We start from the raw sequence: 4986 nt of genomic DNA on the forward strand, positions 1-4986 counted from the left end.
CCCCCCCCCCCGCCCCCCGCCCCCGCGCCTTGCCCCCGCCGCCCCCCCGGCTTGGGAAACCCCCGCCCGGGGTCCCCCGCCCGGCCAACGACACGCGGAAGCGCGGGAGATCGTGTTCGACTTTCTTGAAGGCTACGACCTGCTCGGGTCGTTCTGGACGACGGTGCAGCTGACCGTCTTCTCCGGCATCGGGTCCCTGGTGTGGGGCACGCTCCTTGCCGCCATGCGTGTCAGCCCGGTTCCGCTGATGCGCGGCTTCGGGACCGTCTACGTGAACGTGGTGCGGAACATCCCGCTGACCGTCATCATCGTCTTCACCTCGCTCGGCCTCGCCGACACCTTCCACATCACGCTGGGCGCCCCCGACGACCTGAAGGCCCAGGGCTTCCGTCTCGCGGTGCTCGGCCTGATCGTCTACCACGCCGCATTCGTCTGCGAGGCGCTGCGCTCCGGCATCAACACCGTTCCGGTGGGGCAGGCCGAGGCGGCTCGCGCCATCGGTCTGAACTTCACCCAGGTGCTGACCCTGGTGGTGCTGCCCCAGGCGTTCCGTTCGGTGGTGGCCCCGCTGACCAACGTCCTCATCGCCCTGACGAAGAACACCACGATCGCTGCCGCGATCGGTGTGGCAGAGGCCGGCCTCCTCATGAAGGAGATCGTCGAGACCGAGGCGCAGCTCTATGCGACCGTCGCGATCTTCGCGCTCGGATTCGTGATTCTCACCCTGCCGACGGGTCTTCTCCTCGGCTGGTTCGGCAAGCGCGTGGCGGTGAAGCGATGAGCTCGGTTCTGTACGACATCCCCGGCCCCAAGGCCAAGCGGCGCAACCTCATCTTCTCGGCAGTCTTCGTGGTCCTTTTCGCCCTGGTCGCCTGGTGGGCGATCAAGCTCATGGGCGACACGGACCAGTGGGTGTGGGCGAAGTGGGAGCCCTTCCTCACCGCCGATGTGTGGACGACCTACCTGCTGCCGGCGCTGGCCAACACGCTCAAGGCCGCCGCCCTGGCGATGGTGATCGCCCTGCCGCTCGGCGCCGTGCTCGGCATAGCCCGGCTCTCCGATCACCGCTGGGTGCGGGCTCCCGCCACGTTCATCGTGGAGCTCTTCCGCGCGATCCCGGTCCTGATCCTGATGGTGTTCGCCAACGAGTACTTCTCGCAGTATTGGTCGCTGACCATCAGTTCCGAGGTCCGTCCGCTCTACGCGGTGGTCACCGGCCTGGTTCTGTACAACGCTTCCGTCCTCGCCGAGATCGTCCGGGCGGGCATCCTGTCCCTGCCCAAGGGGCAGACCGAGGCGGCCAAGGCCATCGGTCTGCGCAAGGGCCAGGTCATGCGGTCCGTGCTGCTGCCGCAGGCCGTGACGGCGATGCTGCCGGCGATCGTCAGCCAGCTCGTGGTGATCCTCAAGGACACCGCGCTCGGCGGCGTGATGCTGAACTTCACCGAGCTCCTGAACTCCCGGAAGACCATCTCGGGGTTCTTCGGCAACCCGATCCCCACCTTCATCGTGATCGCGTTGATCTTCGTGGCGCTCAACTTCGCGCTGACCTCGTTCGCGGCGTGGCTGGAGAAGCGGCTGCGGCGGGCCAAGAAGAGCACGGGTGCGGTGCTGGGCGCCGCGACAGGCGAGGAACCTCCGGCAGCACACCTGACCGCAGGTGGCGTGCGCGGATCGTTCGGCGATGGCAGCGGCGGCGGCGGGGGTACATAGCCGCCAGGCACGTACTGAATGCGCGGAGGGCAACGGTGATCACACCGTTGCCCTCCGCGCATGCACGGGCCTTTCCCGCCGAGGACCAGCCCGCTCGCCCGGCCTCGTAAACTGGATGACCGGCCGCCGTCCGCAGACGACGGCCCCTGCAGCCCCCGGACCCCTCCGGCCCCGGCTCCGGACCTGTCCGGACCCGGCTCCGGGCCCCGTAGACCCTCGTTTGGACTGATCTCTGGCATGTCGGCAACCCCGCGCACGTACGAAGTGAAGACCTACGGCTGTCAGATGAACGTCCACGACAGCGAGCGGCTCTCCGGGCTCCTGGAGGACGCCGGTTACGTCCGCGCGCCGGAGGGCGCCGACGGCGACGCGGATGTCGTCGTGTTCAACACCTGCGCGGTACGGGAGAACGCCGACAACAAGCTGTACGGCAACCTCGGCCGCCTCGCTCCCCGTAAGACCACGCGTCCCGGCATGCAGATCGCCGTCGGCGGCTGCCTCGCGCAGAAGGACCGCGACACCATCGTGCAGCGGGCCCCCTGGGTCGACGTGGTCTTCGGCACGCACAACATCGGCAAGCTGCCGGCGCTGCTCGAGCGGGCGCGGATCCAGGAAGAGGCCCAGGTCGAGATCGCCGAGTCGCTCGAGGCCTTCCCGTCCACGCTGCCGACCCGGCGCGAGAGCGCGTACGCGGCGTGGGTGTCGATCTCCGTCGGCTGCAACAACACCTGCACCTTCTGCATCGTCCCCGCCCTGCGCGGCAAGGAGGAGGACCGCCGGCCCGGCGACATCCTCGCCGAGGTGGAGGCCCTGGTCGCCGAGGGCGTCTCGGAGATCACCCTGCTCGGCCAGAACGTCAACGCCTACGGTTCCGACCTCGGCGACCGCGAGGCCTTCAGCAAGCTCCTCCGCGCCTGCGGCGAGATCGAGGGCCTGGAGCGCGTCCGCTTCACTTCGCCGCACCCGCGTGACTTCACGGACGACGTGATCGCGGCGATGGCCGAGACCCCGAACGTCATGCCGCAGCTGCACATGCCGCTGCAGTCGGGCTCGGACACGATCCTCAAGGCGATGCGCCGCTCGTACCGCCAGGAGCGCTTCCTCGGGATCATCGAGAAGGTGCGCGCCGCCATGCCGGACGCCGCGATCTCGACCGACATCATCGTCGGCTTCCCCGGGGAGACCGAGGAGGACTTCGAGCAGACCATGCACGTCGTCCGCGAGGCGCGCTTCACGAACGCGTTCACGTTCCAGTACTCCAAGCGCCCCGGGACCCCGGCCGCCGACATGGAGGGCCAGATCCCGAAGGAGGTCGTCCAGGAGCGCTACATGCGCCTGGTCGCGCTCCAGGAGGAGATCTCCTGGGACGAGAACAAGAAGCAGGTCGGCCGCACCCTCGACCTCATGGTCGCGGAGGGCGAGGGCCGCAAGGACGACTCCACGCACCGTCTTTCGGGCCGCGCGCCCGACAACCGTCTCGTCCACTTCACGAAGCCGGACGAAGAGGTGCGCCCCGGCGACGTGGTGACGGTCGAGATCACGTACGCGGCCCCGCACCACCTCCTCGCCGAGGGCCAGGTCCTCGCGGTCCGCCGTACGCGAGCGGGCGACGCATGGGAGAAGCGCAACGCCGCCCCCGCGCCGGCCACCGCGGGCGTGATGCTGGGCCTGCCGACGATCGGCGCCCCCGCCGCGTCGCCCGCGCCTGTGGGTTCGGGCTGCGGCTGCGACTGGACTGAAAGCTGCTGGTGTTCGGGGGGCGGGGGTCAGCCCACGGGCACGGCCGGTCGCCGATCGCTGATGACTACGGGGGGACCGTATGAGCACGTGGTGGGGCCTGATCGTCGAGGAGACCGACGGGATGGGCGAGCGCAAGGCGTACGCGGCCAATGTGCTCGACCACGTCGAGGGCACGCGGGAAGAGGCGCTCGCAGAGCTGGAGAAGCGGGCCCGCGGCTATGTGCCGCAGCACCCGATGAACCCTTCGGCCACCCGCCTCTACCGCACGGACGAGGGCTTCCTGCTCGTCAGCGAGGGCTCGATGCGGAACTACGGCTGCCGCTTCTCGGTGGGGGAGCTGCTGTACGACAGCGTCCAGGCGGAGAAGGCGGCCGCGGCGCAGCGCGCTGCAGAGTCCGAGGAACGCCAGGCCCTGCGGCGCGCGGAGGCCGAGGAGCGAGCGGCCCGCAAGGCCGCCGAGAAGGCGGCGAAGCGGGCGCAGCGCGGCGGCGGGAAGTGGTGGGGCGGCGGCGCGGGCTGAGCCGTCCGCTCCCGGCCGGGCTTGTCCGTCCGCCCGGTCCAGGGGGACGCCCACCCGGGTGCGCGCGCCCGGTACCCTGCCGATCATGCTCGTCGCCGCAGCCGTCTGCCCCTGTCCGCCGCTCCTGGTACCCGCCGTGGCCGCAGGAGCGGCCGCTGAGCTCGATGCCGCCCGTGCCGCCTGCGCGGATGCGATCGGAGTGCTCGCCGCTGCCCGGCCCCACCGGCTGATCGTCGGCGGGCCGGCCCAGGAGAGGGCGCGGGGGCCGCCTCCGCCGGGGGCGACCGGGAGCTTCCAGGGCTTCGGTGTGGACGTCGCCGTACAGCTGGGGAGCGGGGAGGCCAGGGAGGGGGACCTGCCGGTCTCGCTCGCCGTGGCCGCCTGGCTTCTGGAGCGGGGGCAATGGGCCGGGCCGGTCGAAGGGCTCGGCGTCGGCGAGCCGCTCGCGCCCGAGCGCTGCTTCGAGGTCGGATCCGAACTGGCCGTCCAGGCCGAGCGCGTGGCGCTGCTCGTCATGGGCGACGCGAGCGCCTGCCGGACCCTGAAGGCGCCCGGTTACCTGGACGAGCGCGCCGAGCCCTTCGACGCCGAGGTGGCCCGCGCCCTGGGGGCGGCGGACCTGCCCGCACTCAAGGCGCTGGACGCGGAGCTCGCGTACGAGCTCAAGGCGGCCGGCCGGGCCCCCTGGCAGGTGCTTGCCGGTGCGGCCGAGGGCGCGGACCTGAGCGGCACGCTGCTGTACGACGAGGCGCCCTACGGCGTGGGTTACCTGGTCGCGGCCTGGTCCTGACCGGCCGGTTTCTGGCCTGGTCGCGGCCTGGTCCTGACCGGCCGGACTTCTGGCCTGGTCCCGGCCGGCCGGCTTCTGACCGGACCTAGTCCCTGGCCGGCCGGCTTCTGACCCCGGCCCTGACCGGCCGGCTTCAGCCCTGACACACCCGCCGCATGCGTCGACGGGGGCCGGGGGGGGGGGGCCCCCCCGGGCGCTCGGCGGCGCCCCCCCGGGGGGGGGG

3 protein-coding genes and 1 pseudogene are annotated in these 4986 nt (G+C 71.4%); all 4 read left to right on the forward strand.

Annotated features, from left to right (window positions below; genetic code table 11):
- Window positions 1–112: 112 nt before the first annotated feature.
- The 4 genes and pseudogenes from JAO81_RS04500 to JAO81_RS04515 all read left to right on the forward strand — a co-directional run bounded on the left by JAO81_RS04500 (window position 113) and on the right by JAO81_RS04515 (window position 4763).
- On the forward strand, window positions 113–781 hold the full coding sequence (locus JAO81_RS04500) for an amino acid ABC transporter permease (RefSeq protein ID WP_199546422.1): 669 nt from the start codon (window positions 113–115) through the stop codon (window positions 779–781).
- A complete protein-coding gene (locus tag JAO81_RS04505; protein ID WP_199546423.1) occupies window positions 778–1713 on the forward strand; it encodes an amino acid ABC transporter permease in 936 nt (311 codons plus the stop codon). The genes JAO81_RS04500 and JAO81_RS04505 overlap by 4 nt, the downstream gene beginning before the upstream one ends.
- Window positions 1714–1950: 237 nt before the next feature.
- Window positions 1951–3444: pseudogene (miaB, locus tag JAO81_RS04510) on the forward strand (tRNA (N6-isopentenyl adenosine(37)-C2)-methylthiotransferase MiaB); the annotation flags it as partial.
- A 614-nt stretch (window positions 3445–4058) separates the two neighbouring features.
- Window positions 4059–4763 carry a class III extradiol dioxygenase subunit B-like domain-containing protein gene (locus tag JAO81_RS04515; RefSeq protein ID WP_199546424.1) on the forward strand — a complete coding sequence of 235 codons (705 nt, stop codon included), beginning with the start codon at window positions 4059–4061 and terminating at the stop codon, window positions 4761–4763.
- The last annotated feature ends 223 nt before the right edge of the window (window positions 4764–4986 follow it).

This window comes from Streptomyces sp. N35 (assembly GCF_016464295.1).
Taxonomy (GTDB): domain Bacteria; phylum Actinomycetota; class Actinomycetes; order Streptomycetales; family Streptomycetaceae; genus Streptomyces.

Coding starts and splice junctions, on each gene's coding strand:
- JAO81_RS04505 (WP_199546423.1), top strand. CDS start 778: ATGAGCTCGGTTCTGTACGACATCCCCGGCCCCAAGGCCAAGCGGCGC.
- JAO81_RS04515 (WP_199546424.1), top strand. CDS start 4,059: ATGCTCGTCGCCGCAGCCGTCTGCCCCTGTCCGCCGCTCCTGGTACCC.